A 21,502-nucleotide genomic window follows, 5' to 3' on the forward strand; every position below is an offset into this window, starting at 1 on the left:
CAGTAGTTCTGCTGAACATCCGCGCTATTCTATGAAATAGTGCAGAGGCGTCATGTTTGTGCCCATCGCGCGAGCAGCAAGCGCAAGAAACCAGGGCATCGCACATCTATCATTTTGCCGTTGCACGCTGCTGAACGGCGATGCTGCACATGCGTTTTCCGTATTCTAGACTGGCATAGGGCCCGAAAACAGGCGACGTATCCAAGTCGAAGCAAACGTATCCAGCGCGACGATACTAGACCCGGTTTGCTGCTCAAAACGGGAGAAATCGATATGATAATCGTATAGTTACGGAGACAGCGAAGGGCGCGACGGGTGCGCGCCGCGGTGTCACAGCGGGCGAGTTTGTCCGATTTTGGGACGGTGCGAGCGTGCTACGAGACGCACGTGGTCGGAGCGCCGCACACCTTACCGGCAGACATTGGAAGGCGGCTGGGATCGTCGGTCGCTCGCCCGATCCTTGATACGGGCGCACAAGCAGCACCCCCCTTCCTGCAGGCAGAAAGGGGGGGCGACCGTGCGTTCGAGCCCTCCCCCAGCGGGACAGGGCCGATCTTCGCAGCGTTACTGGGCGTTCATGCGGAAGGTGAGGCCGATCGTGCGCGGACGCGGGCCGGCCAGCAAGGTAGGACCATTGGCTGCGGTGGGCCCGCGCTCGTCGGACAGATTGTCGCCGAACAGTCGTACTTCGTAGCGATCGAAGCGCACGCCGATGCTTGCCTGATAGAGCTGATAGGGGTTGAGCGTGTTGACCGTCGCATCGCCGTTGCGCGCGCGGCCGACCGCGGTGGCCGAAGCGGTGGCGAACAAATCAACATTGCCGACCTTGCGATCATAGTTCGCATCAAGCCGGAAATTGTGGGGCGGCGTGTTGAGCAGACGCGTGCCGTTCGCAATGCGCCGATCGCTGGCCGTGTAGGCCGGGATCACATCGGTATAGGTAGAATCGTTGATGTTCCCCACCAGCGACAGCGCCAAGCCCTTGAGCGGCGTGCGCCACGTCGTCTCGATATCGATACCCTGGCTCTTGCCGTCGCCCAGATTCGCGAAGGCGGACAGCCCTATCGAGGTGTTGAAGGCACTTTGGATGTTCGTGTATTTGATGTCGTAAAGGCTGACCGCGACGCGCAGTGCGCCGTCGAACATCGAACCCTTCATGCCGAGCTCAAGGTTGCGCAGCTTGTCTGGCGAGAGAGAGAGCGCGCTGGGCACGCCATCGGCGATCACCGCATCCGCCTGCGCCTTCGACTGGAGAATGCCGCTGCGGAAGCCGGTGCCGCTGTTGAAGAAGACCATCCAGTCCTGCGCCGGATAATAAGCGACGTTTGCGCGCCAGGTGAGCGCATCCGGCGTCGCCCGGCTGAACACCCGATCGCCGTTCGACAGCGAGTCAGACGAGCGCGTATCTTTGAAATAGCGCAGGCCGATTAGCGGCACGAGCTTGCCGCCGAACAATTCGTAGCTGGCTTCGGAGAAGAGTGCGGCGTTTTCGGTGCGGGTGATCGTATTGCCGTTGAGCGACAGGCTCGGGAAATCGAGGCTGAAGGTATAGAGGCCCTTCGCCTTCTGGTAGAAGACGCCGGCAACGCCGTGGAAGGGGCCGGTCTTGGATGTGGCAATGCGCAGTTCGTTGACGAAGTTGTTCGCGTCGCCCCCGTTGATCAGCGTGCCGATACCGAGCGGTGCTCCCAGGTTCAGGCCGACCGCAAAGCCGCCGGGCAGCGAGCGCTGGAACGAGGTGGCATTAGTGATAGTGAACTGGCCGACATCACGGGTGATGGTGTTCGAGATATAATAGGCGCGGCGCTTGTCGTAGCCGACCACATCGCCCTGATAGGAAGCGAAAGGCGGGTTCACCGAGTTGAGCACGTTCAGATAATCCTGATCAGTGCTGAAGTACCAACCGCGCAGGCGAACGGTGGTGAGCGCATCAGGCTGCCACAGCAACACGGCCTGGATATCCTTGGCGCGGACTTCGTTCGCGTTGCGCTCGCGCGGGGTGCCGGTGGGGGCGCCGCTGTAGATATCGGCGGTGCCAGCGCGGCGATCATAGCCGCCGCTCACCCGTAGGCCGAGGCTGCCCGGCACCAGCGGCACCGAAACGGCGCCGGCCGCGCGATAGTTGAGTTCGCTGGTATCGCGGGTGGTGGAGATTTCGGTCTCCGCCGCTGTGGTGACGCGTTCCAGATCGGGATTCTTGGTGTGATAGATGATCGTGCCGCCCGACGAGCCGAGACCGTAAAGCGTCCCCTGCGGCCCACGCAGCACCTCTACCCGATCAATGTCGAAATACTGCACCGGCGGTGCGGCCTGGTTGTTCGGTACGCCGAAGGGTGTCTCGTCGAGATAATAGCCGATCAAGCCGTCGCCGATCGGTCCGCCGGCGCCCGAGCCGCGAAACGAGAAGATCCTGTAGCCGGCGCCGATTTCCTGCGCCTGCGACGCGCCGGGGATGAGCTGGATCAGATCGGCACCGTCGCGGACGTTGCGGCGCTTGAGCGTGTCGCCGGTGAAGGCCTGGATCGCGAGCGGCACGCGATCGAGCCGGGCGGCGCCGGATTTGAGCGCGGTGACGACGATCTCGCCATCGTCCTGGACCGCAGGATCGGCGGCGGGGGTCGACGTGGGCGTGGGCGATTCGGCCTGCTGCGCGAGCGCGGGCATCGTCATCAGCATCGCCACGGATGCCGAGAGCACGGCCTTCCAGCTGCTGTTCGAACGGGTCATGTCCAATCCTCCCCTCATAGTGCGACCTTGTTGGTCGTGTAATCGATTGCGCATTGCGTATCATTCCATCCCCGTGCCCGCAACCGCTTTCGCAAGCGGGCGGGTGACGGCGGCGGTCAAACGGCGAAGGCGGTGCGGAGCATGTGCTGCCAGGCGGCGGTAAAGGCGATCGACGCCTGGGAGCGGGGCGCGATGAAATCGAAGCCGTGATAGGCACCGGGCACCACGCGCAGATTGGTGGGCACGCCGGCGGCGATCAGGCGCTGTGCATAGGCGATGTCTTCGTCAACGAAGAGGTCAATCGCACCAACTCCGATAAAGGTGGGCGGCAGGCCTGCTAGCGACGTCGTACGGGCGGGAACGGCACCGGCTGGCACCTGGGCGCTGCCAGCCGGCACGCCAAGAAAGGCCGACCAACCATCGGCGTTTGACGGCGCGTTCCAGCCAATCGTGCCGATGAACGGCGGCACGGCGCGGGTGCTGCCGGTGCGATCATCGAGCATCGGATAGATCAGGATCTGGCAGCAGAGCGGCACGCTGCGCCGATCGCGCGCGGCGATAGCCAGCATCGCGGCGAGGCCGCCGCCGGCGCTTTCACCCATCACCGCGATCCGTCGCGGATCGACCCCTAGCCGAAGGGCATTGGCATGGAGCCAGACCAGGGCCGCGTGACAATCCTCGAGCGGGCCAGGGAAGGATGTTTCCGGCGCGAGGCGATATTCGGCCTCGACCACGACGCAATCGAGCGCGTCAGCCATGCGTTGTGAGGCGGCGTAGGTATCCTGCGCGCGCCCGACGACGAAGCCGCCGCCATGAATATGCAGCACCGCCGGGCGCAGCGCAGTGCCGGGACGCGCCCCGATCACCGCGATGCTGGACGCCGGACGTCCGCCAGCGCCGGGCAGGGGGTGGTGGACGATTTCGGGCGCCGGCAGCGGCGCGGCCGGCGGCGGCGCGGCGGCACGCATGGCCTGCACGGCGGCAGAGGTAAGCGGCGCGGGCAAGGGGTGGGCCAGGATCTGTCGGGCACCCTCGCGCAGTTCGGGATCGACGCGAGCGAGGATCAGGTCGCTATCGACCGGGGCTGCCGCAGGGGCGACCCCCATCTCAAGAAGGATCCGCTGCATCGCACTCTCCCTGATCGCCGCGCGGGCGCTGTTGTAACGCGGATTGCGTAATCGGTTGCCACATAGTTGTCGACAGAAGAGTAATCGATTACGCTTAACAGGAGTGCGTTGGGAGAGGAACGATGCGGACGAGCAGGGCAACCATCGGAGCGGCGATGCTGCTCGCCTGGGCAGCGGGCGGCGCGGCTGTCAACGCGCAGACTGCGGCGCCAGCGGTGAAGGTCGAAGCCGACGGGACGGTGCAGGTGCCTGCCATGGCCGTACCGGTGTCGCCGATGCTGAGCCTCGAGGCGCAACGCTATGTCGCCGAGCATTTGAAGGCGATGCAGACGCCCGCACTGCTGGAACAGAAGAACGGCGTGCCAGTGTTCCTGGCACCCTATATCGCGCGGCAGAAGCAGATCTATACGACGGTGCGGACAGAGCGGAAGATCGGCGGCGTGCAGGTATACGACTATGCGCCGAGCCAGGGGATCGCGCTGGCCAATCGCAACCGGGTGCTGATCAACCTGCATGGCGGCGGGTTCATGGGCTGCTTCCCCGGCTGCGCGGAGCTGGAGTCGATGCCGATTGCGGCGCTGGGCAGGATCCGAGTCGTCTCGATCGACTATCGCCAGGGACCTGCGCACCGCTTTCCGGCGGCGAGCGAGGATGTGGCGAGCGTGTACCGCGCGCTGCTCAAACGCTACCCGGCGGCGAATATCGGCATCTATGGCTGTTCGGCCGGCGGCATGCTGACCGGGATGGCGACGGCCTGGTTTCAGCGCCACGCGTTGCCGCGTCCGGGCGCAATCGGCGTGTTCTGCGCCGGGCTGACCAGTTCAACGAACGGCTTTGGCGGCGATGCCGATTATCTGACGGCGGCGGTGGGCGAAGCGCGCGCCGCACCGGAATGGCCTCGCGGGGCGTCAAAGCCAGGATCGGCGCTACCGTATCTCGCTGGCACCGATCCTGAAGACCCGCTGGTTGCTCCGGCCGTGTCGGAGGCGGTGCTCAAGGCCTTTCCGCCGACGCTGATCCTGACCGCGACGCGCGGCTTCGAACTTAGTTCGGCGGTGAAGACCCATGCGGAACTGACCCGACTGGGCGTGCCGGCCGAGCTGCACGTGTGGGAAGGGCTGTTCCACGGCTTCTTCTACAACCCCGACGTGCCGGAATCGCGCGACGCCTATGCGGTGATCCTGCGCTTCTTCGATCGCCAGCTTAAACGCTGATCAGAGCGCGCGCAGCCAGCGATCGAACAGTTCCGGCCAGTCGGCACTTGGCTGGCCGGGCGAGCCCAGGCCAAAGCCATGGCCGCCCCGCTGGAATAGGTGCGCTTCGGCCGGCACTTTTGCGGCACGCAGGGCGGCGAGCATCCCTAAGCTGTTTTCCACGGGCACGGCGGCATCATCGAGCGCGTGCACCAGGAAGCAGGGTGGCGTTTTCGCATCCACTTGCCGATCGGGCGAGCGCCGCGCCAGCGAGGCGGCATCGGGCGCGGGCCCCAATAGTTGCGCGACCGAGCCGGCATGGGTGAAGGCCGGATCGCTGGTAATGACCGGATAGATCAGCCCGGCGGCATCGGGCCGTGCCGACAGACGATCGGCGGCGTCGCGCGGCGCATAGAGGCTTTCGGCATAGCCGGTGGTGAGACTGGCTGCGAGATGCCCGCCCGCCGAATAGCCGAGCGCGACGACCCGCTGGGACGTTTCGCGCGCCCGGATCAACCTGATGGCGCGCTGCGCATCCTGAAGCGGCACATCCTGCCGGTGCGTCCAGCCTTCGCCCGGCAGGCGATAGATCAGCACGTAACAGGTATAGCCACGCGCCGCGAGCGCTTCGGCGGTGTCAGTGCCTTCATGCGTGCCGACGATGATGCTGTAGCCGCCGCCGGGCGTGAGCAGCACGCTCGTGCCGTTGGGCTTTGCCGCCGGGAAACGGTGCAGCGTCGGCCGGGCGACATTGCGGAAAAAGCCTGGCGGCGAATCCGCCGGGACCGGCTTGGGCGCGAAGCCCTTCTCGGGGAGCAACGTGCCCCAGAGATCGATCACCTCTGCCTGATGCCAACTCGGGGGTAGCGGACCGAGCGGATCGCGGGCGGTCTGCGCCATGGCCAGCACGGGCGTGACCGCAGCGGCGCCAAGCAGGGTACGGCGCGTGAATTCGAGTGCGGCCATGATCAGGCTACCTTAGCGAAGGCGGTGCGGAGTGCGGCTTTCCACGCCTGGGTGAATGCCTTGGATACCGCAGCGTCGGGCACGACGAAATCGAAGGCATGGAAGGCACCGGGAGAGACATGCAAGGCGGTTGGCACGCCGGCCTCGATCAGGCGACGGCCGAAATCCAGGTCCTCGTCGACGAACAGATCGAGCGCGCCGACGCCAATGAAGCTGGGTGGCAGGCCGGAAAGGTTAGGGGCGCGCGCCGGCACCGCTCCGGCGGGGACCTTGGCCGAACCCGCCGGCACGCCGAGAAACGCACTCCAGCCGAACGCATTCGCCTCCGCCGACCAGCCCACCGGCGCCAGATGCGGCGCAGGCTTGCGCGTGCTGCCAGTGCGATCGTCGAGCATCGGGTAGAGCAGGATCTGCTGGCACGGCTGCACGCCGCCGCGATCGCGCGCCAGCATCGTCACCATCGCGGCGAGCCCGCCCCCGGCGCTGCCGCCGAGCACGGCAATGCGGCTGGGATCGACGCCTAGTTCGGCGGCATTTTCCACCAGCCACGCAAAGACGGCGTAATTATCCTCCACCGGACCGGGGAAACGTGTTTCCGGTGAGAGGCGATAATCGACATTGACGACGACGCAGTCGAATTCGGCGGCGATCGTCTGGCAGAAGGCTGTCATGTTGCGGGCACGACCCGAGATCATGCCGCCGCCATGGATATGGAGGATCGCCGGGCAACGCGCGGGACGCGCGCGGACGCCGATCAGTTCGACGGAAACGTCGGGCGCACCCTTGGGACCGCGAACCGAGCGGATCTCGGCCGGTGGCGCGGGCGCGGGCAGGGGCGGCGGGGCCACCCACGCCGCCCGCAGGGCCGGCAGGCCTGCGCGGGTGAGTGGCGGGAAGCTCTGTCCCAGCATCGCCTGGGCGGCGGCGCGCAGTTCCGGATCGACCAAGTGCAACGGATCGCCTTTGCCCGCAGCCCGGGCGAGCAGCCCGCTGGGGGCACCGAGGGCCGTGGCGGCGCCAAGGCCGAGCAACCACCGATGAAGATCCCGCCGATCCAACTGCATCCTCATCCTCTTCCCTCGTGTGCCGCATCGTGCAACGTTTGTTTGCTGGGCGACTTGTGGAATCGATTGTGCATTGCTGCAATCGCTTTTTTCACCGATAGACTATCCGGCATGCGCCTGCTCTGGGCGGCGGGTTCCGGTGGTTGCATCGGCACGGTATCATGCCGAAATCACGAGTGCGAGCGGCGGGGGCATGTCGAACATCAAGAATTTGAAGGAATTCGCTCAACTGGCCGGGGTATCGACGGCGACGATCTCGCGCGCGCTGTCCGGCACGGGCCGGGTGAGCGAGGAGACGCGGCAACGGATCGCCACGTTGGCCGATCGGCTCGGCTATCAGCCGAACGTCACCGCCCGCAATTTGCGGACCCAGCGCACGATGACGATCGGCGTGCTGGTGCCGCTGGGCCATGAGGCGGCGCAGCATCTTTCCGACCCATTCTTCAATACGATGACTGGCTTCCTCGCCGATGCGCTGAGCGACCACGGCTATGACTTGCTGCTATCCCGCGTGCTGCCCAAAAGCGACCGGTGGCTGGACCGCTATATCGGGTCGGGCAAGGTGGACGGGATCATCGTGATCGGCCAGTCGACCGAGTTCGCGGTGATCGAGACGGTGTCGCGGCGGTATTTGCCGATGGTCGTGTGGGGTGGGCAAGTTTATGGGCAACATCATTGTTCCGTGGGATCGGACAATCGCGCGGGCGGTGCGCTGGCGGTACGCCATCTGATCGAGCGCGGTTGCCGCCGAATCGCCTTCGCCGGGCCGACGCGCGGACCGGAATTCGGCGAGCGCCTGCAGGGCGTGAAGCAGGTGCTGAACGAAGGCGGGCTGAGCGAGACGCTGATCGAGCTGCCGTCGCATTTCGAGCCCGAGGCGGCCTATGAAGACATTCTGCAGCAGCTGCGCGGCATCGCCGAGCTGCCGGACGGCATCGTCGCCGGATCGGACGTGACCGCGATCGGCGTGCTCCGCGCGCTGCACGAGCTGGACATCGACGTGCCGGGACGGGTGAAAGTGATCGGCTATGACGGGCTGCCGGTGGGCGCGCAGGTCTCGCCGCCGCTCACCACGGTGGACCAGCAGCTGCGACGCGGCGCCGGGATGATGGTGGAGCTGCTGCTGCGGCGGCTGGCCGGCGAGGCAACCGAAAGCCGGATGATCGAGCCCCAGCTGATCCTGCGCAGCTCCACCTGAGCGCCCTCACACGATCCGCGTGCGAGATCCCTCGAGGTTGAGACGGAAGAAGGGGGCGGGATAGCCCCCGAAGCGGGCGCGGCGCGCTGCCGTTTCGGCCACCGCGTCCATCCGTTGGACCTGTGGCAGATCGACGAAGCTGGTGACCCGCAGATCGCCCAGCACCCACCAGCTATAGGCCTGGAACGGCGCTTCCACAGGATTGGCGGCGACCAGGCCGGTGCCGTTCAGCGGCACGAACGGCCCGAGCGGCCCAGCGCCGACCATGCCGTACAGGCCCGTGGGGCCGACCGGTCCATCGGGCGCGAATACCTTCGCCTGGGTGGACCAGAACAGATAATAGCGCCCGCCGATGAAGCGCATATGCGGGCGTTCGAGTTCGTTGTTATAGCCATCGGCCGAGACGACGGGCGGCAGCAGGCGCCAGGAGTCGAGCGTCTCGTCGACCGCTTCGGCGACGCCGATCACGCCGTTCCAGGGAGAGGCGGACGCGGCGAGCGAGCCGGTGAAGAACAGGAACGATCGGCCGCTGGCGGGATCGCGGAACAGCGCGGGATCGCGCAGCGCCTTGATCGTGCCGGCCGCGCCTTCGCGCTGATCGACCCGCAGATACCAGCTGCCATCGGCGACGATGCTTTCGCAATGATCGCGATGCTCGCTGGCGACAAGCGTGTCACCGGCAAGCGACAGGCGGAAGCGCAGCTGGAACAGCCGCTGTTCGAAGCTGGTGCCGGTTTCGCCGCGACGGCCGGCGGCGGTGTAGAAGAGCGTGACGACCGACGTCGCCGGATCGAACAGCGCGCAGCCGGACCATTCGCGGCTGCCGGCGGACAGGCCGTCGGGCATAGCGGGGCCGTCGACATGCCACTGGTTTCCCTGTTCGCGCACCAGCCGAATGCGAGCGACGGCGTGGCGCGCTTCCGGATCGGGGTGCCACGGCGCGGTGAGCGCGAGCCATAGCCGGGCGCCGCCGAGCACGACCTGGCTACCGTCTTCGTGCTCGATCGGCCACATGTCCCACAGATCGAGTCCGTCGATCCGCCGCGTGGGCGCCAGCGCGAAGCGCGGGATGGCCAGCCCGGCGGGAATGGAATCCCTGTCCAGGCCCTGGCCCGTCCAGCGGGTGGGAACGACGGCCGTGGCATCCGGGCCCGGCGGCGATCGAAGCATGCGGCCTCCGCTGACGACTTGAACAAACGATTACGCAGACTATGCGCAGCTAAAGCGTTTGACGTCGCCCGGCAAGCGCCCTTTGCCGGGGGCGAGCAATACAAGGAACTGCGATGGCCCTGCAGCCGGTACCCGAGCCCCTGGATATCCCCGCCTCGCGCGTGCCGATCCCGGCGGGGTGGCATGAAGGCGAAGCGATCGGACTGTGGCCGGGCGTGCCGCCGGGCGGCAGCTTCGCCCAGGCACCACGCGCGCCCGAACTGCCGGAAAGCTTCCGCACCGGCATCGCCCGGCCGGAACTGCGGCTGTTTCGCCCGGCATCGCCCAATGGTGCGGCGCTGCTGGTGCTGCCCGGCGGCGGCTATGGCTTCGTGTCGATCCGCAACGAGGGGCTGGACATCGCCGAGGCGTTCTGCGCGCGCGGCTATGCCGTGTTCGTGCTCACCTATCGCCTCCCGGGCGAGGGCTGGTCGGCGCGTGCAGACGTGCCGCTACAGGATGCGCAGCGAGCGATGCGGCTGATCCGCGCGCGGGCCACAGCCGAGCGATTCGACCCGCAGACGGTGGCGGTGCTGGGCTTTTCGGCCGGCGGGCACCTGGCCGCCTCGTTGCTGACCGGCGCGGAGGAGGCGCTGTATGCGCCGGTGGATGCGGCGGACGCACTGTCGCCGCTGCCGATGGCCGGCGGGCTGCTGTATCCCGTGGTGGCCATGGCAGGCCCGGCCGCGCATCCCGGTTCGCGCGCGGCGCTGCTGGGCCCCATGCCCGAAGCGGCGCTGATCGCCCGCCGATCGCCGGCCGACCGAATCAGCGCGGCGACCCCGCCGATGTTCGTGGCGCACGCGATGGACGACGCGCTGGTGCCCTATGGCAACGCCCTGCTGCTGGCCGAGGCGATGCAACGTGCCGGGCGGCCGGTGGAACTGCACCTGTTCCAGGAAGGCGGGCACGGCTTCGGCACGGGGCCGCGCAACGCCGGCGCTGGGCAATGGACCGCGCTGTTCGATGCATGGCTGCGGCGGATGCGCTGATACCGCACCGCACGGTTGGCGGCGCGTTTGTTATCGAATATAACTTTCTTGCCACGATGCCGCCACCAAGGCGGCCGGGACGGAGAGGGTGCCATGGAACGCGATTTCGCGACGCGAATTCTGCCTGCGCTGTACGGTTGTTGCGAGCATCCCGAGGGCTGGCGATCGGTGCTCGACGAGATTTGCAAGGGGGCGGGCGCGCGCAGCGCCGCGGTGCAAATCTATTCCCGTCGCGGCAATTGCTTGATCCATGGCTGGCAGGAGCGCGATTCCTATTCGCACGAGCATGCCGCCCTGCATGCCCGCTGGATCAACAACCCGGACAATCCCCGGCTGACCATCGACCCGAGCCGCCTGCCGAGCACCGCCATGAGCGTCCTGACAGATCGGCAGCGGTTCGCGCAGGGTTCGCCGCAACTGGCCGAAACGCGGCGGCGGCTGGCGCAGATCGGGCTGCGCGGCGGAGCGGGCCTGCTGCTGGAGTTCGCGCCGCACCGCTATCTGAGCCTGATCCTGCACCGGCGGATCGAGGACGCCGACGCGCTGGAAACCTGCGACGTGCAACTGCTGGAAGCGCTGGGACCGCATCTGCACATGATGGCGCGGCTTTCGATGACGGTGCAGGCGGCGCAGGCGGCGGAAGCGGCGCTGGCCTGCGTGCTGGATCGGCTGCGCGCCGCGATCCTGCTGTGCACCGCCGATGGCGATGTGCGCTGGCACAACCGCGCCGCAGTGCGGATGACCGGCCAAGGCGCGCCGCTGCGGATCGTCGAAGGGCGGCTGCGCGCCCTCAGCCCCGAAGGCCGGGCGGGCCTGCGGCGGCTGCTCGCGACGGCGCAGGGCGCGGAGATCGCCTCCGCGACGATCGGCTGCGACGCGGGCGGGCAGGTGCAGGCGGTGGCGCTGCCGATCGACGCACTCGCCGCGAGCACCCCCTCTGGCATGTCGGGCAGCGGCAGCGAGGTTGCGCTGCTGCTGGTCGATCCAGCGCGGCCGCCGATCTTCTCCACGACGGCGGTAATGTCGCTGTTCGGGCTGACACCGGCCGAGGCGCAGCTGGCGATCGCGCTGTCGCACGGCCTGTCGCTGACCGAATATGCGGCGCGGCGCGGCGTTTCGGTGGGCACGGTACGCATCCAGAGCAAACGCATTCTCGACAAGACGGGCAGCCGTCGCCAGTCCGATCTGGTGGGCAAGCTCTATGCCTCTGCGCTGGGCCCGTTGCAGGGGCAGATCCACTAACGATCCGACGCCCGCATATCCCATTTGGGAGCCGCGGGCGGCGGGCCGCGCCGCCATCTTCACGCCTCTGACGAGTCGGCGACCGGCCGACCACAGCGAGGGGAGAGGTTGCGCGTGCGCAAGCCAGCAGGAGTTTTCACGTCGTTCGTTCTAGGTGCGCTGTGCCTGGCAGCACCGGTCATGGCCCAGCAGCGCCTGCCACCGGAATTGCAGGGCGAACCCGCTTCCGCCGTGCCGGTGGCGGTGCAGATCGCGCGCTGGCATATGCTGGACGGCGACATCAATGCGCTGACCTTCCGCAGCCTCGATCGGCTGTTCACGACGCGCACCGTCGCCCATGCCGGCATGCCCTGGCGGCTGCCGCGCGCCGATTCGCCGCTGGATTTCACCTACAGCTTCGGCGGGAAGACCTATCGCGCCGACGATTTCCTCGAGCGGACCTACACCAACGCCCTGCTGGTGATGAAGGACGGCAAGATCGTCAGCGAGATCTATCGCAACAACAGCGACGAAAGCTCCCGCTTCATCGCCTGGTCGATGACCAAGTCGATCACCTCGCTGCTGATCGGCTGCGCACTGGGTGAGGGGCGGATCAAGTCAATCGACGATCCCGTCACCGCCTATCTGCCCGAGCTGAAGGGCGGCGGCTATGACGGGGTGACGATCCGCCAGATCCTGGAGATGCGATCGGGCGTCGACTATGAAGAGCGCTATGATTTTGCGCATCCGGGCGCCGCGGCGCGCAATCATATCGATGCGCTCGTCAAGAATGTCGTCCGCTTTGCCGATGCCGCGCGTACGATCAAGCGGGCCCACGCGCCGGGCAGCACCTTCCAGTACAAGACGCTGGATACCGCGGTGCTCGGCTGGCTGATCGAGCGGGTGAGCGGCACCACCGTCGCCGGCTATACCAGCCAGAAGCTGTGGGAGCCGATCGGCGCAGAGCACGATGCCTTCTACATCATGGACGGTCAGCCGGGCGCCGGCCGCGAGTTCAGCGGTGCCGGCTTCAACGCCACGCTGCGCGATTTCGCCAGGATCGGCCAGATGATGCTCGACGGCGGCAAGGCCGATGGCCGGCAGGTGATCCCGGCGGAATGGGTGCGGACCTCGACCGCGGCTTCCACCCCGGCCGACCCGAAGGCGCCGGGCCTTCCAACCGGCTATGCCATGCAGTGGTGGCTGCTCGACAATAGCGGTGCCTACGCCGCGCTGGGGCTGCAGGGCCAGTATATCTATGTCGACCCGCGCTCACGCACGGTGGTCGTCAAGATCAGCTATTTCCCGCCCGGACAGGAGATGGATGCGACGGCCGAGACCGGCGCCTTCCTGCAGGCGGCGGCCGCATGGAAGCCGCAACAAGCAGCAGAAATTACGAAATAACCATAATCGTGGGAGAGGGAAAATGAAGCACGTGTTGCTTGTCGGCGCGGCCGTGATCGGCTGCGCCGCGGGGATGCCTGCCGCTGCGCAGGAATCCGCCGCTCCGGCCGAGCCGGTGCTGCAGGCGGAGTCCGCGGGGCAGCTGGGCGAGATCGTCGTCACAGCCCAACGCCGCACCGAGAACCTTCAGAAGGTGCCGATTGCGGCGACGGCGCTCGATTCGGGCGAACTCAAAGCCAATGCGGTGGTCCGGCTAAACGATCTGCAGAACGCAACCCCCGCGCTGTCGATCACCGATGCCGGCATCACGTCTGCGATCAACATCCGCGGCATCGGCCTGGCCAGCAACTCGCCGAACGTGACGGCGGGCGTCGCCACCTATGTCGACGGGCTGTTCCAGCCGCCGATCGTGCAGGCCAACAGCTTTTACGATCTGGCGAGCGTGGAGGTGCTGCGCGGGCCGCAGGGCACGCTGGTGGGTAGCAACTCCACCGGTGGCGCGATCTTCATCAATTCGCGCAATCCCGACCTGAAGGACGTCAACGGCTATGTCGAGGGAAGCGGCGGCAACTGGGGCAATTACGGTGTGGAGGGCGCGCTCAACCTGCCGCTGGCGAGCAACCTGGCGGTGCGCGGCGCCGGTTTCTATCGCGGCCATGACAGCTATTTCACCGATGTCGGTCCGTTCGCCAACCAGGCCGGCAAGCTGGACGAGAAGGGCGGCCGCATCGGTGTGTTGTGGGAGCCCGGCAGCTTCCGCGCGCTGCTCAAGACGCAGATCAACGATCGCGATATCGGCGGCTATGCCTATCGCCCGATCGCCGGCACCGAATTCGGCGCCTTCCGGGAGGGGGACATCTATACGCTGAGCTTCGACACGCCGGTGGCGATCCGCGAAAAGGCGTTCATCGCCAGCCTGGAACTGCGCAAGGAATTTGCCGGCGGCGTGGTTCTGCGATCGATCAGCGGCTATCAGAACAAGAAGATCGAAGGCGTCAACGACATCGATGCCTCCCAGGCTCCGGTGAGCGCCGGCGGGGGCATTCGCGAGGATTATTATGCGCGGGAACGCCAGTACAGCCAGGAATTGAACCTGATCTCGCCAGGCGGCGGGCAGTTCGAATGGATCCTGGGCGGCTATTTCCAGCGCAACAAGATCGATGTGCGCATCCGCCAGACCCAGGCCGGCTTCCCCACAGACATCGACCCGGAGAACCGCCGCACCACGCTGGGCGTGTTCGCGCAGGCGAGCTATCGGATCGTGCCGGACGTGCAGGTCCAACTGGGCGGACGCTATTCGCACTACAGGGCAAGCGGCGAGGGCGCGGTGCGGATCGGCGCGGGCATTCCCGGATTTCCGGCGGGCGGCCTGGCCGTGGCGGACCTGGCTGGATCCCATGAGGACGGGCGCGTGACCGGCAAGGCGGCGATCAACTGGACGGTCAATCCCGACCATCTGCTCTATGCTTTTGTCGCGCGAGGCTACAAGCCGGGCGGGTTCAACACCGTGAATTCGAGGTTCCGGCCCGAAATGGTGTGGAACTACGAGGTCGGCTGGAAGGCGAGCCTGCTCGACCGGCATGTGCGTACCCAGCTATCGGCCTTCTACAACCGCTATGCGGACTTCCAGTTCGAGATCGTCGAGCCGAGCACCGGCTTCAACGGGGTGCAGAACCTGTCCAAGGGCACGATCAAGGGCGTCGAGGCGCAGCTGCAGAGCAAGTTCGGCGGGCTCAGTCTGGACGGCAACGTCGCCTATGTGCACTCGAACCTCGCGGGCTTGTCCTTCGTCAACACGCGGCGGATCCCATCGGGCACGTTGGGGCCGCAATGCCCGGCCGGCACGCCTTCCAGTCCGCCGCTGTGTTTCGACTATCGGCCGGCGATCATCACCACCGCGGGGGGCCCGAACCTCTATTCGCCCGAATGGACCTTTGGCGGCAGCATCGCCTATGCCTTCGCGCTGCCGGGCGAGCGGACGCTGACCCCGCGGATCAACTACAGCTATGTCGGGCCGCGCTTCACCTATCTGGCCTATTCGCCGGTTTCCGATCGCATCGCAGGCTATGGCCTGATGTCGGCGCTCGTCACGCTGCGCAGCGGCCGGTTTCACCTCGAAGCCTATGGCACCAATCTGACCGGAGAGCGCTATGTCAGCGGCCAGTTCGGCCTGCGCGAATTTTACGGCGCACCCCGCGAATATGGCCTCCGCGCGGGGTTCACCTTCTAGCAGTCGCGCGTACTTGGTATTGTATTGGTATTTTCATCGATCCGTCTTGGTCGTGTAGCCGGGGCGTCATGGCGGGCGCCTAGCGACCCGGCTTGAGAAGCGTCCCCACAGGACGCCCCGCCATCCAAGGGGACCATCGATGCATTTCCGCACCGGCAGCGCGCTCGTCGCGCTCCAGCTTTTCGCCATGCCTGCGGCGTTCGCACAGGCGCAGACCGACACTGCCGAGGCGGCCGCCGGCACGAGCGAGCAGATCGTGGTGACCGGCACACGCGATCGCGGGCGCACCCAGTTCGATACGCTGGCGCCCGTGGACGTGCTGTCAAACGCGATGCTGGAATCGAGCGTGTCGGGCGACCTGAACGATACGCTGGCGCAGCTGCTGCCCTCGTTCAACGTCCAGCGCCTGCCGGCCGCAGACGGGCAGGCCTTCGTCCGCCCCGCCAGCCTGCGCGGGCTTTCGGCCGACCAGACGCTCGTGCTCGTCAACGGCAAGCGATACCATCGCTCGGCGCTGCTCGGCACGCGCGGCGCACAGGCGCCCGATCTCGCCGGCATTCCAGGCCACGCGATCGGCCGCGTCGAAGTGCTGCGCGACGGCGCTTCGGCGCAATATGGATCGGATGCAATCGCCGGCGTGATCAACCTGCTGCTCGACGACAAGCCGGGCATGTCCGCTTTCGGCCAGGCATCGCGCTACTATGCCGGCGATGGCAACGAATATCAGTGGGGGTTGCGCGGCGGCCTGGCGCTGGGCGCGCGCGGCAGCATCGTCGTCACCGGGCAATATGATCATGCGGAGGCGACCTCGCGCACCCGCCAGCGCCCCGACGCGATCGCCTTCCAGGCGGCAAACCCGCAGCTGTCGGTGCCCAATCCGGTGCAGCGCTGGGGCCAACCCGACCAGGAGCGTGTCGGCGGATCGGTGAACGCGCATTATGACCTGGTGGACGACGCGACGCTCTATGCGTTCGGGACGCTGCAGAGCGGCGAGGGCGTGACCGACTTCAACTGGCGCAACCCGTCGAACACTGGTTCGGTGTACAATGCCAGCACCGCCTTTCCCGGCTTTTCGTTCGCCAAGCTGTATCCGGTGGGCTTTACCCCGCGATTCGGCACCCGTTTCGCTGATTATCAGGGCGTAACCGGGGTGCGCGGCGATGCCAGCGACCGTTTCCACTACGACCTGAGCGCATCGCAGGGGCAGAGCCGGATCGACTATACGCTGAACGAGAGTCTCAACGCGTCGCTTGGGCCGAACAGCCCGACCAGCTTCTATCTCGGCCGGCTCACGCAGCGCGAGTTCAACCTCAACGCCGACTTTGTCTATCGCCTGCCGGTGGGCATGGGCGCGCCGGTGAACGTCGCATTCGGCGGCGAGCGGCGCGTGGAAATCTATCGCGTCGGCGCCGGCGATCCGGCGTCTTATGCGGTCGGGCCCGGCGCAGCGACGGGCCTGGCGCCCAATGCCAACGGCTTTCCCGGATTCAGCCCCGCTCAGGCGGGCGAATGGAGCCAGCGCAGCTATGCCGGCTATGTCGATCTGGAATGGGCGCCGGTGCAGGCGCTGACGCTGGGCGCGGCCGGCCGCTACGAGGATTTCTCGGCATTCGGCGACACCTTTACCTACAAGCTGGCCGGCCGGTTCGAGCCAGTGCACGGGCTGGCGGCGCGGCTGACCTATTCCACCGGCTTCCGCGCGCCCACCCCGGCGCAGCTCAACACGCGGCAGGTGACGCAGGGGCTGGATACCCGCACGTTGCAGGTGTTCAACCAAGGCCGGCTTTCCCCCAGCGATCCGATCGCGGTGGCGCTGGGCGCCAAGCCGCTGACCCCGGAAAAGTCGCGCACCCTGACGGCAGGGCTGGTGGGCCAGACCGATTTCGGCCTGGGCGCGACGATCGACCTCTATCAGATCGACCTGGACGATCGGTTCGGCCAATCGGCCACCTTCGCGGTACCGGCGAGCTTCGCCAATCCCGATCGATTCACCTCGGTGAGCTATTTCACCAACGACTTCGATACGCGCACGCGCGGCATCGATGCGGTGCTGAGCTATGCCCGCCCGGTGGGGCCGGGCCGGGCGAATGTGAGCCTGGCCTATAACTACAACCAGACGCGGGTGCGCAGCGGCACGACCGCGGCGATCGCCAATGCCACCCAGCGCCGCATCTTCCAGGAGCGGCTGCCCCAGCACAATGCGACGGGCACGCTATCCTATGATGTCGGGCCCGTCGGCGTGATGCTGCGCGGCCGCTATTATGGCGCCTGGACCGACGTGACCGGCAACGCCACCGGCGAGCTGTTCCAGCGCTTCGGCAGCATCGCGCTGTTCGACGCATCGGTGAGCGTGCGCGTCGCCAAGGCGCTGACGCTGCGGGCGGGCGCGGAGAATCTGTTCGATACCTATCCGGCGGAGGCGACGAACCAGGCCAATCGCGGCCTGATCTACTCGCGCAACGCTCCCTATGATACCGATGGCGGCCAATATTATGGCCGGTTGGAGCTGCGCTTCTGATGACGGAACTGGATCGTCGTTCGCTGCTGGCGGGCGGGCTGGCGCTGCCGGCGCTTGGGCTTGGCACCGCGGCTGAGGCGGCGGACGACGATCGCTACTGGCGCGAGATCGCCGGCCAGTTCACGCCGCCCGCTGATGTGGTGCAGCTGGAGAACGGCAATTGGGGCATGATGCCGCGCCCGGTGTTCGAAGCCTATCAGGCGCAGCTGGCGCGCGTGAACCGCGACACCAGCTTCTATGCCCGGCGCGGCATGAACCGCGACCTGATCGCGGCGCGCGACGCGGCGGCGGCGGCGATGGGCGTCGGCGCGGACGAACTGGTGCTCACCCGCAACGCCACCGAGGCGCTGGAGACGCTGATTCTGGGTTATAACCGGCTGCAGCCCGGCGATGCGGTGCTCTATGCCGACCTGGATTACGACAGCGCGCAGGCGTGCATGGCGAGCCTCGCCCACCGACGGGGCGTGCAGGTGGTGAAGATCGACCTGCCCGAGCCTGCCACGCGCGCGGCGGTGATCGACGCCTATGCGGCGGCGCTGGCCGCCAACCCGCGGCTCAAGCTGATCCTGCTCACCCATCTCACCCATCGCACCGGACTGGTGCTGCCCGTGCGGGAGATCGCCGCGCTGGCGCGGGCACGTGGAGCCGACGTGATCGTCGATGCGGCGCACAGCTGGTGCCAGATCGATGTCGCCATCCCCGATCTCGACTGCGACTTCGTGGCGATCAACGGGCATAAATGGCTGGGTGCCCCGCTGGGCGTCGGCTTTCTGCACGTCCGCCGGGCCGCGCTGGGCAGAATCGACCGCCATCCCGCCAACGCGGCGGGCGGGCCGGATACGCTGTTCGCGCGGGTGCATCTCGGCACCTATGACTTCGCTGCGAGCCTGACCGTGCCGGCGGCGCTCGCCTTTCAGCAGGCGATCGGCAGCGCCCGGCGTGCCGCACGGCTGCGCGCGCTGCGTGACCGCTGGGTGGCGCGGGCGCGGCAGGTGCAGGGAATCGAGGTGCTGACGCCCGACGATCCGGCGGCACATGGCGCGATCACCGCGTTTCGGGTGCAGGGCGTTACCGCCAGTGGCGCCAATGCGGCGCTCGCCGGCCGGCTGCTCGAGCGGCATCGCATCTTCACTGTGCACCGCGACGGCATCGCGCGTGGTGCCTGTGTGCGGGTGACGCCTGCGCTGTTCAACACGCCCGCGGACATGGACCGGCTGGCCGCGGCGCTGCCCGATCTGGTGCAGTTCGCCCGCGACCGGGCGTCGCCAAACTGACATGTCGACGGCATAGGAGCGGCCATCCCGCCCCGCTCCCCAAACGCCGAGAAAGATGCCGCAAATCGCGACGCCCGCAACAGAAGGCCGATTGCTGGCCTATGCTACCGGCAATTTCGGCAAGGCGCTGGTGTTCGGCGGCGCGGATCTGACGATCCTGTTCCTGTTGACCGATGTGCTCGGCCTGGGTGGCGGCGAAGCGGCGGCGCTGATGCTGTTCGCCATCGCCGGCGACCTGATCTTCGACCTGCTCGCGGCGCGGCTGGTGATCCGCTGGCGGGCGGCCGGCAGAGGTTATTCCTGGGTCGTCGGCATCGCCGCGATGCCGTGCGGCGGCGCCTTCGCGCTGATCTATGCGATGCCGGCGCTGGGCATGCACCGCGCGGCGATGCTGGCGGTTGCGATCCTGGTGTTTCGCGGCGCCTATGCGCTGGTCGACGTGCCGCACAACGCGCTGATGGCGCAGGTGACCAGCGACAGCCGGGCGCGTGGGCGCGTATCGGGGTATCGGCTGTTGTTCAGCACCGCGGCCGCGCTTGCCATCGCGACGCTGCTGACGCCGCTGGTGCAGCAGGCGGGCCATAGCCGGCATTTTGGCGGGCTGGCGCTGACCGGACTAGCCGCCGGCCTGGCCTTTGCCCTGACCATGCTGCTGTGCGCCTGGGCATCGGGCGGGCAGGGACGTGGCGATCGCGGCCCGGCCGCGCTGCGCGGAGACGGCATCGCCGTGCCGCTGCGCGACCCGATGGTGCTCGCGATGGGCGCGCTGGCGCTGCTGACCGGCTTTGCCGCGCCGGCATTCGGGCGGATGCTGCTGTATCTGGGCACCTATGTCGTCGATCGTCCCGGCGCGGTGACGCTGCTGCTGGGGGCGCTGACGATCGGGCAGTTCGGCGGGGTGCTCGGCTGGACGGCGCTGACTCATCGGTTCAGCAAGAGCGGCCTGCTCGGCGCCGGCCATGCGGTGAGCGTGGTCGGCCTGGCGGGCTTCGGGCTGTGCCTGGGCTGGCCCGCCGGGCAGATGGCCGCCGCGGCCGTGATCGGCTTCGGCTTTGCCAGCGTGTTCATGCTGCCCTGGGGACTGCTGGCCGACGCGGTGGACGTGGTCGAATGGCGGCACGGGCGGCGGTTCGAGACCGGGCTGTTCGCCTTCTACCTGGTGCTGGTGAAGGCGAGCGGGGCGGCATCGACGGCGGCGATCGGCGGGGTGCTGAACGCCATAGGCTACACGCCCGGCGCGGCGCAGCCGATCGCGGTGCAGATCGGGATGCTGGGCCTGGGCCTGGGCCTGCCGCTGGTAGGCGGCGTGCTTGCGGTGCTGCTGCTCCGCCGGTTCACGCTCGATCACGGACGGCACGCGCGGCTGGTGCGGGCGTTGCGCCGGCGTCAGGCGGGTGCGGACCCGGTTTCCGGATTGAAGCGGGGATTGGAGAAATCGAGCGGGGAGGGCGTGACCTTGGCGGGCGCTACCGCGCTTTCCGCCCAGGCGCGGCAGAGCATGTCGCGCAGCATCGCAGCGCCTGCCGCCGTGCGTTCGTAGATCAGGCCGCGCACGTCGCGATCGGCGGGGTTGCCGAAGCCGTCGCGCTTTTCGAGTTGATAGACGGTCTCCAGCTTGTCGCCGGCGCGATCGAGAAAGGCGAGCACGGCATCGAACATGTCCCCCTCCCGGTGCGCCAGAGCGCCGATACGCGGCGCGACATCGGCGACGCTGAGGCCGATGGCATCGACAAAGCGGCTTTCGAACCGGCCATGGATGCTGCGGTCGCGGGTATAGCCATGGGGATTGGGCCCGATCCAGCCATCCGAATGGATCGAATCGTGCAGCGGTTGCGAACCGTCGCCGATATAATGGCCCAGCCGGATCACCTGGAAGGCGCAATGCTGTTCGGGCACCGCGGCATCCTCGCCCTTGGCCTGCGCGGCGCGCACCGCCCGCATGCAGACGATCAGCCGATCATAAGCTTCCATCGCCGCGTAGGGCAGCGTGCCGGTCCAGCGGACGTTGGTGCGCGCGGCGGCGGCCGGATCGCTGGCCTTGATCGTTTCGCGATGCTTGTAGAGCGCCAGGATGAACTCGAAGCGCGAGCGGGGGATCGGCTTCAGGAAGGCGAATTGCTCGCGGAACCAGCCATGGTTCGGATCCTCATCGATCTTCGAGAAGGATTCCGCATCGCCGCGCCAGGTATCCGGCAGCGAGGCCGAGGCGGCGATATAGTCGGCATAACGCTGCAGAAAGACCGGGCCGTCCTCGGGGATCGCCTGGAGCGCCGCGCGATCGATCACTGCATGGGCGGTGTTGCCCCAGGCATGGGCGATTGCGGGGCACAGCAGCAGGGCGGCGGCCAAAGCGAAGCGGCGCACGGCGGTTCCTTTCCG

General features: G+C 67.3%; 14 protein-coding genes and 1 pseudogene. 9 read left to right on the forward strand and 6 right to left on the reverse strand.

Annotated elements, in window-relative coordinates; all coding sequences use genetic code 11:
* Positions 1 to 564: 564 nt before the first annotated feature.
* Positions 565 to 2,727: a TonB-dependent receptor gene (locus B215_RS0102345; RefSeq protein ID WP_019368023.1), complete on the reverse strand. Its 2,163-nt coding sequence runs from the start codon at positions 2,725 to 2,727 to the stop codon at positions 565 to 567.
* Positions 2,728 to 2,843: 116 nt separating this feature from the next.
* Positions 2,844 to 3,854, reverse strand: a complete 1,011-nt coding sequence (locus B215_RS0102350) for an alpha/beta hydrolase (RefSeq protein WP_019368024.1) — start codon at positions 3,852 to 3,854, stop codon at positions 2,844 to 2,846.
* Between the two features lie 122 nt (positions 3,855 to 3,976).
* Between B215_RS0102350 and B215_RS0102355 the strand changes: the two genes are divergently transcribed.
* The gene (locus tag B215_RS0102355) at positions 3,977 to 5,068 is read left to right on the forward strand and encodes an alpha/beta hydrolase fold domain-containing protein (protein WP_026008858.1); all 1,092 of its coding nucleotides are present in this window, start codon (positions 3,977 to 3,979) and stop codon (positions 5,066 to 5,068) included.
* Here the strand turns inward: B215_RS0102355 and B215_RS0102360 are convergent, their stop codons facing one another.
* Both B215_RS0102360 and B215_RS0102365 read right to left on the reverse strand, forming a co-directional pair.
* Positions 5,069 to 6,013, reverse strand: coding sequence for an alpha/beta hydrolase (locus B215_RS0102360; protein ID WP_019368026.1), 945 nt, complete (start codon positions 6,011 to 6,013; stop codon positions 5,069 to 5,071).
* Positions 6,014 to 6,015: 2 nt separating this feature from the next.
* Positions 6,016 to 7,083, reverse strand: a complete 1,068-nt coding sequence (locus B215_RS0102365; RefSeq protein WP_236704408.1) for an alpha/beta hydrolase — start codon at positions 7,081 to 7,083, stop codon at positions 6,016 to 6,018.
* Positions 7,084 to 7,270: 187 nt separating this feature from the next.
* Between B215_RS0102365 and B215_RS0102370 the strand changes: the two genes are divergently transcribed.
* Positions 7,271 to 8,275, forward strand: coding sequence for a LacI family DNA-binding transcriptional regulator (locus tag B215_RS0102370; RefSeq protein WP_019368028.1), 1,005 nt, complete (start codon positions 7,271 to 7,273; stop codon positions 8,273 to 8,275).
* A gap of 6 nt (positions 8,276 to 8,281) precedes the next feature.
* Here B215_RS0102370 and B215_RS0102375 read toward each other — a convergent pair whose 3' ends face one another.
* Positions 8,282 to 9,445: a glycoside hydrolase family 68 protein gene (locus B215_RS0102375; RefSeq protein WP_019368029.1), complete on the reverse strand. Its 1,164-nt coding sequence runs from the start codon at positions 9,443 to 9,445 to the stop codon at positions 8,282 to 8,284.
* Between the two features lie 113 nt (positions 9,446 to 9,558).
* Here B215_RS0102375 and B215_RS0102380 point away from each other — a divergent pair, with 113 nt between their 5' ends.
* The 7 genes and pseudogenes from B215_RS0102380 to B215_RS0102410 all read left to right on the forward strand — a co-directional run.
* Complete coding sequence (locus tag B215_RS0102380) at positions 9,559 to 10,476, forward strand: alpha/beta hydrolase (RefSeq protein ID WP_019368030.1); 918 nt, start codon at positions 9,559 to 9,561, stop codon at positions 10,474 to 10,476.
* Positions 10,477 to 10,569: 93 nt separating this feature from the next.
* Positions 10,570 to 11,718, forward strand: a complete 1,149-nt coding sequence (locus tag B215_RS0102385; protein ID WP_019368031.1) for a helix-turn-helix transcriptional regulator — start codon at positions 10,570 to 10,572, stop codon at positions 11,716 to 11,718.
* A 114-nt stretch (positions 11,719 to 11,832) separates the two neighbouring features.
* Complete coding sequence (locus B215_RS19455; protein ID WP_037512862.1) at positions 11,833 to 13,101, forward strand: serine hydrolase domain-containing protein; 1,269 nt, start codon at positions 11,833 to 11,835, stop codon at positions 13,099 to 13,101.
* A gap of 22 nt (positions 13,102 to 13,123) precedes the next feature.
* Entirely contained in the window at positions 13,124 to 15,331 is a 2,208-nt protein-coding gene (locus B215_RS0102395; protein ID WP_019368033.1) for a TonB-dependent receptor, read from the forward strand.
* Between the two features lie 139 nt (positions 15,332 to 15,470).
* The gene (locus B215_RS0102400) at positions 15,471 to 17,849 is read left to right on the forward strand and encodes a TonB-dependent receptor plug domain-containing protein (protein ID WP_019368034.1); all 2,379 of its coding nucleotides are present in this window, start codon (positions 15,471 to 15,473) and stop codon (positions 17,847 to 17,849) included.
* On the forward strand, positions 17,849 to 19,123 hold the full coding sequence (locus B215_RS19460; protein ID WP_019368035.1) for an aminotransferase class V-fold PLP-dependent enzyme: 1,275 nt from the start codon (positions 17,849 to 17,851) through the stop codon (positions 19,121 to 19,123). The genes B215_RS0102400 and B215_RS19460 overlap by 1 nt, the downstream gene beginning before the upstream one ends.
* Positions 19,124 to 19,178: 55 nt before the next feature.
* A pseudogene (locus tag B215_RS0102410) lies at positions 19,179 to 20,456 on the forward strand (MFS transporter); the annotation flags it as partial.
* 53 nt (positions 20,457 to 20,509) lie between these two features.
* Here the strand turns inward: B215_RS0102410 and B215_RS21720 are convergent.
* Positions 20,510 to 21,487, reverse strand: a complete 978-nt coding sequence (locus tag B215_RS21720) for a nuclease (RefSeq protein WP_236704407.1) — start codon at positions 21,485 to 21,487, stop codon at positions 20,510 to 20,512.
* Between the last annotated feature and the right edge of the window lie 15 nt (positions 21,488 to 21,502).

The sequence above is a fragment of the Sphingomonas sp. ATCC 31555 genome, assembly GCF_000282895.1.
Classification (GTDB): domain Bacteria; phylum Pseudomonadota; class Alphaproteobacteria; order Sphingomonadales; family Sphingomonadaceae; genus Sphingomonas.

Bases quoted from the DNA above. Each gene is read 5' to 3' on its own strand.
- B215_RS0102345 (WP_019368023.1), bottom strand. From the start codon at position 2,727: ATGACCCGTTCGAACAGCAGCTGGAAGGCCGTGCTCTCGGCATCCGTG.
- B215_RS0102350 (WP_019368024.1), bottom strand. From the start codon at position 3,854: ATGCAGCGGATCCTTCTTGAGATGGGGGTCGCCCCTGCGGCAGCCCCG.
- B215_RS0102355 (WP_026008858.1), top strand. From the start codon at position 3,977: ATGCGGACGAGCAGGGCAACCATCGGAGCGGCGATGCTGCTCGCCTGG.
- B215_RS0102360 (WP_019368026.1), bottom strand. From the start codon at position 6,013: ATGGCCGCACTCGAATTCACGCGCCGTACCCTGCTTGGCGCCGCTGCG.
- B215_RS0102365 (WP_236704408.1), bottom strand. From the start codon at position 7,083: ATGAGGATGCAGTTGGATCGGCGGGATCTTCATCGGTGGTTGCTCGGC.
- B215_RS0102370 (WP_019368028.1), top strand. From the start codon at position 7,271: ATGTCGAACATCAAGAATTTGAAGGAATTCGCTCAACTGGCCGGGGTA.
- B215_RS0102375 (WP_019368029.1), bottom strand. From the start codon at position 9,445: ATGCTTCGATCGCCGCCGGGCCCGGATGCCACGGCCGTCGTTCCCACC.
- B215_RS0102380 (WP_019368030.1), top strand. From the start codon at position 9,559: ATGGCCCTGCAGCCGGTACCCGAGCCCCTGGATATCCCCGCCTCGCGC.
- B215_RS0102385 (WP_019368031.1), top strand. From the start codon at position 10,570: ATGGAACGCGATTTCGCGACGCGAATTCTGCCTGCGCTGTACGGTTGT.
- B215_RS0102395 (WP_019368033.1), top strand. From the start codon at position 13,124: ATGAAGCACGTGTTGCTTGTCGGCGCGGCCGTGATCGGCTGCGCCGCG.
- B215_RS0102400 (WP_019368034.1), top strand. From the start codon at position 15,471: ATGCATTTCCGCACCGGCAGCGCGCTCGTCGCGCTCCAGCTTTTCGCC.
- B215_RS19460 (WP_019368035.1), top strand. From the start codon at position 17,849: ATGACGGAACTGGATCGTCGTTCGCTGCTGGCGGGCGGGCTGGCGCTG.